This window comes from Dehalococcoidales bacterium (assembly GCA_030698765.1).
In the GTDB taxonomy this organism is placed as follows: Bacteria; Chloroflexota; Dehalococcoidia; order Dehalococcoidales; family UBA2162; genus JAUYMF01.
The window spans coordinates 1-4,448 of record JAUYMF010000142.1 but is presented as its reverse complement, the minus strand read 5'-3'; the positions used below and the strand labels follow the sequence as shown (position 1 = coordinate 4,448).

Annotated in this window: 5 protein-coding genes and 1 pseudogene; all 6 read right to left on the bottom strand. The window is 51.5% G+C overall.

From position 1 onward, the window contains the following. On the bottom strand, positions 1 to 184 hold a 184-nt coding region (locus tag Q8Q07_06875), incomplete at its 3' end, for a dTDP-4-dehydrorhamnose 3,5-epimerase family protein (protein ID MDP3880007.1). Then, a pseudogene (locus Q8Q07_06870) lies at positions 181 to 1,173 on the bottom strand (NAD-dependent epimerase/dehydratase family protein). The pseudogene Q8Q07_06870 and the gene Q8Q07_06875, both read right to left, overlap by 4 nt. Positions 1,174 to 1,176: 3 nt before the next feature. After that, a complete protein-coding gene (locus Q8Q07_06865) occupies positions 1,177 to 1,959 on the bottom strand; it encodes an SDR family oxidoreductase (protein MDP3880006.1) in 783 nt (260 codons plus the stop codon). 29 nt (positions 1,960 to 1,988) lie between these two features. After that, positions 1,989 to 2,558: a methyltransferase domain-containing protein gene (locus Q8Q07_06860; protein ID MDP3880005.1), complete on the bottom strand. Its 570-nt coding sequence runs from the start codon at positions 2,556 to 2,558 to the stop codon at positions 1,989 to 1,991. A gap of 30 nt (positions 2,559 to 2,588) precedes the next feature. Beyond that, positions 2,589 to 3,695: a hypothetical protein gene (locus tag Q8Q07_06855; protein ID MDP3880004.1), complete on the bottom strand. Its 1,107-nt coding sequence runs from the start codon at positions 3,693 to 3,695 to the stop codon at positions 2,589 to 2,591. 36 nt (positions 3,696 to 3,731) lie between these two features. Further along, a partial coding sequence (locus Q8Q07_06850) for a hypothetical protein (GenBank protein ID MDP3880003.1) occupies positions 3,732 to 4,448 on the bottom strand: 717 nt, incomplete at its 5' end.

Genomic DNA, 4,448 nt, shown 5'->3' with positions numbered 1-4,448 from the left:
GAATGCCGCGCAAAACGTTCTGGCGGGACACGGAGATATCGTCCTGGACAAACTTAACGTTGATGCCTGCCTCCGTGTATAGCTTTTCATTATAGGTCTCCGCGTAAGTCCCCCTGAAGTCCTCAAAAATAGTGGGCGGAGTAATGAGGAGAACGCCATCGAGCTTTGTTCTGGTTACTTTCATTTCCCCTCTTTGAAATAATTAACCTTGGCTAAATATTCATCCTGGTTCCTGGTAAACCAGCCCCAGGTCTCCTTCAGCCCGTCCCGCAGAGATGTTGTTGGATTATAGTTCAGCAATTCACGGGCCAGGGAGATATCCATAACGCGCCGGGGAAATCCGGCAGGTTTGCTAACATCAAATTCATAGTTGAAATCGATAAAGCTGCGCAGCGTCTCCACCAGCTCCCTGATTGAATAGCCGCGGCCGCTGCCCAGATTGACAAAGCCGCCGCCGGTGCCGTAGTGAAGCGCCAAAATCACCCCCTCAGCGACATCCCGACTGTAAGCGAAGTCCCGGATGGCGCTGCCGTCCCCCCACACCACCACCGGTTCTTCTTTATGGTAGATGCGGTACATCAGGGCAGGTATGACCATGGCGTTATCCGGGTCGAAGTTATCACCGGGGCCATAGACGTTGCACGGCCTGACGATGGCGAAATTGTCCAGGCCGTACTGGAGTTGGTAGGCCTGGATTTGCATTTCGGCCATCCTCTTTGCCCAGCCGGGGAACATGTCCATCGGTGGCCCGTCCAGGTTCTCCGTTTCTTTAAAGACCTCGGCGCTGGAATAGGCGCCGATTGAGCTGGTATAGACCACTTTCCGCACTTTGTTAAGGCGGCAGGCCTCCAAAACATTGGTGTTCATCATCAGCAGGGGCACGAAGAAGCTGGCCGGTCTGGCCTTGGTGACCTCGATCGAACCCTTGATGCCCGCCAGGTGAAAGACGAAGTCCATGTCCCCGGACAGCTCTTAACAGAAGGTGAAGTCGGTCAGGTCACCGTAGATGTGTTCGGCACGGTCATCAACCTTTATCCTGTCCAGGGACACCACAGTCACCTTTGCCCCGGCACTACATATCATAGCCACCACCTGCCGCCCGATGAGACCGGTACCGCCGGTGACCAGGACTTTACTCCCCTGGAAACTTTTTAGAACCTCTTCTTTAATCATGGTCTAGAAACTCTTGCCCTCCGCCCCGTCAACCGGGATGCAGGCGCCGTTGACCAGGCTGGCTTTTTCCGAGCACAGAAAGGCAACAACGCTGGCTACTTCCTCCGGAGCGCCCAAGCGTCCGGATGGGTTCTTTGCCTCCAGTCTTTGCTGAAAGGCTGCCGGGTTTTCCTTGCGGAAAATATCCCATTCATTGCCGTCAAATATGATGGCTCCGGGAGCTACGGAATTAAAAGTTATCCCATGGCTACTGTATTCCCGGTTCATGGCCAGCGTTTTCATCAGGCTGATTTCGGCGCTTTTAGCCATGTTGTACCAGGGCCTTCCGCCCCCCTCTCTACCCTGCAGGGAAGAGATAGTCACCACCCTGCCCCACTCCTGCTTTTTCATGAACGGGATAGCTTTCATGGTAAATCTAATGGCGGCCATAGCGTTTTTATTATATATATCCAGCCAGACATCTTCCGGCGTCTCTTCCGGGGCGGTTTTAGCTGAACCTCCACTCCCGCCGACATTGTTGACCAGGATATTGATTGTTCCCCAGGAATCTATGATGGCTTTCATGACGCGGTCGATATCCTCTTTAACCAGAACGTCCGCCACGATGCCGATGCTCTTAATGCCGTTAGCTTTAAGCTCGGCTGCGGTCTGCTCGACGCGCTCTTTAGTCCGGGCGCAGATGGCTACGTTACAGCCTTCCGCAGCTAATGCCAGAGCGATGCCGCGCCCGATGCCGCGGCTGCCGCCGGTAACCAGGGCGTATTTTCCTTTAAGCGCTAAGTCCATCTTAAATACCTGATGCTTTCAATTAAAAGTCACTTCTCGGCTTCAACGTTCATCGCGATCGGCGTACCGTTGAACCATTCTTCATCGGGCAGGATGTTATTGTTTTCATCGCGATAAGGGATGTAGTTCAGGCTCCAGTCGCGCACGTGAGCGTGTTCCGTTTTACTGCGGTCATACCTTCTTACATTGATGAACCCTACTGATTCCAGGTCCTTTTTCAGCATGGGGAAGTCCCAGCACCAGTAATGAAAGTTCTGTGGATTATCCTGTCCCGCATATAGCGCCGGGTACAAGGTCTCCAGGTCTTTGGTCTCCATGTAGTACTGGCATACCGCTTCAAAATCCGGAACGCTGAGTCTCAGGATGCCGCCTTTTTTCAGTAACTCATACCATCTTTGCAGCGCCGGTTTATATTCCCAGCGTCCCAGGTGCTCCAGTACGTTGCTTGCATAGATTAGGTCGACGGTGTCTTCCTTAAATTTCCTGAGATGCCTGACATTATCGACGACATCAACATTAGGCAGATAATTTACGTCAATGTTGATAAAGCCGTCAATTCTTATGTTGCCGCAACCAAGGTGTAACTTAATTTCTTCCATGCCCTTACCTCGTCTTCAGCTTAGCTACCGTCATTTTATTATGTCCGAGACGATATTCCACCATACCTGGTATTCACCAAAAAAGTCCTTAATCATTTCGTGTTCCTGGGGTGGAATGCTGTCGATTTCTGTCAGTTCCTTTTGGGACTTGTTTATCAGTTCCCCGAGGGCGGAGAAGTAGGTCTTCTCGCTAAGACTGACGTTCCTGAGTATGTAGATAAGATAATCGGTCGACCTGTTGTTGATTAGCTCCACGTCCAGGTCTTCCCAAAGATTGTGCTCGTTTCTGATCTGTCTGACCAGCGGCTGACCGAAAGTGATAACATCACCGAAGTGCTGGGCCAGCTTGTTGTATAAATAGGCTGTCCAGATATCAGCGTTTCTTTTGGTGGAGATTGGCCGGTAGTAAAGGGGAACCGCCTCCCGGCACAATGATGTATTTTGATAGTTGAAGGGAGACCAGGTTCCGGGGTAAAGGCCGAACTGAGCATCGAATTCGGAACTCATGGCAGTCGCCCGGATTGGCCAGAACAGACGCGAGATAGCGTCAATATCAGGGTCTTCCAGTACCAATCCCTGGTTGACGATAACTCTGGCCTTTTGTTTGCGGTTTATCTTTTGGTTCGCTTCAGGCTTTCGTTGTTCCCATGGATAGCCCCTGGGATAAAAGGGAATGTTATGTTCCTCTACGAGGGCGCTATGCACGTTAAACCATCCGGTCTCGTTGTGAATCAGGTCGAGCTCGGCCTGTGTGCCGGTAACTGAGTGAAAACCAACGAAATCGTGCTCGGTGGTAAAGTTGTCATCATCAACGGCAATAGTGCGTTCACAGCCTCTCAAATAGGCAAGCATACCTCCTAAAATAACCCTGTCCGGCGTGTTGTAGGGGAAAAGGTCAAGCAGTTTCTGATGGTCGGACAGCGCCTTCTTCTGGTCTTCTATGCCCAGGTATTCGATATCGACGCCGAATTTTCCCGCCGTATTCGCGCAGTATTCCTTTATCCCGGCCGGTGTCTTCAGGTCGCCGATTATCAAAATTGACGTATCTTTGTGGTCATGAGTCTTGATATTTTCGCAGATACCCTCTAGAAACGTTGGAATATTTATGGTGGTAATGGTAATTACAGTATTATCCAAAACAGATTATCTCCTTCCTTAATTAAACGGTATTATTTAGCTGAAACCCCCATCCCAGACCGGTTCCTCGACTCCGGCGGTAGACTCAGGGTGTTTCTTTCCGGTCAGCAACATCAGTACACGCCGCAGTGCTGCCATAACCCCTTCCCGGCGCAAGAAAGAAGCTACGTATGAAGGCTTAAATGCCAGAACTGCCAGATTATACAGGGCGCGTCTTTTAAGGAAGCGCTCCAACCGGTACCAGTAATAATAGCTCAATGAATACTGCCTTACCAGGCTGTATTTATGCCTCCTGTGTGCTTTGAGGTTCCGGATAACGGCGCTGTGCTCATAGATGGGATGATGGAAAAGGTTAATCCGGCAGAACTTAACGGTACCGCCTCTCTTGATGACATTAATAGCGAAATCGACATCGTCAGCTAAGCTGACAGGGAATAATCCGACCAGCGGAAGGGCGCTTCGCCTGATAACGAAGCCGATGCCGGATGCCCCGTATTTGAAGATGTCCCTGGGGCTATAGCCGTAGTTCGTTCCCGGCGGAAGCCAGACCGGTTTAACTTTGCCGCCAAACTCCCGCGTACCCCCGCAGACCAGCAGGTCAATTTCCGGGTGCTCTTCCATCACCCGGATAGCCTGCTCCATGGCGGCCGGATAGACTACATCATCATCCGGCAGGTGTTTCAGGTATTTCCCCCGCGCCAGCAGCATCCCTTTGCTGAAGGCGTGCCCCGGGCCTTTGTCCGGTTCGGATAT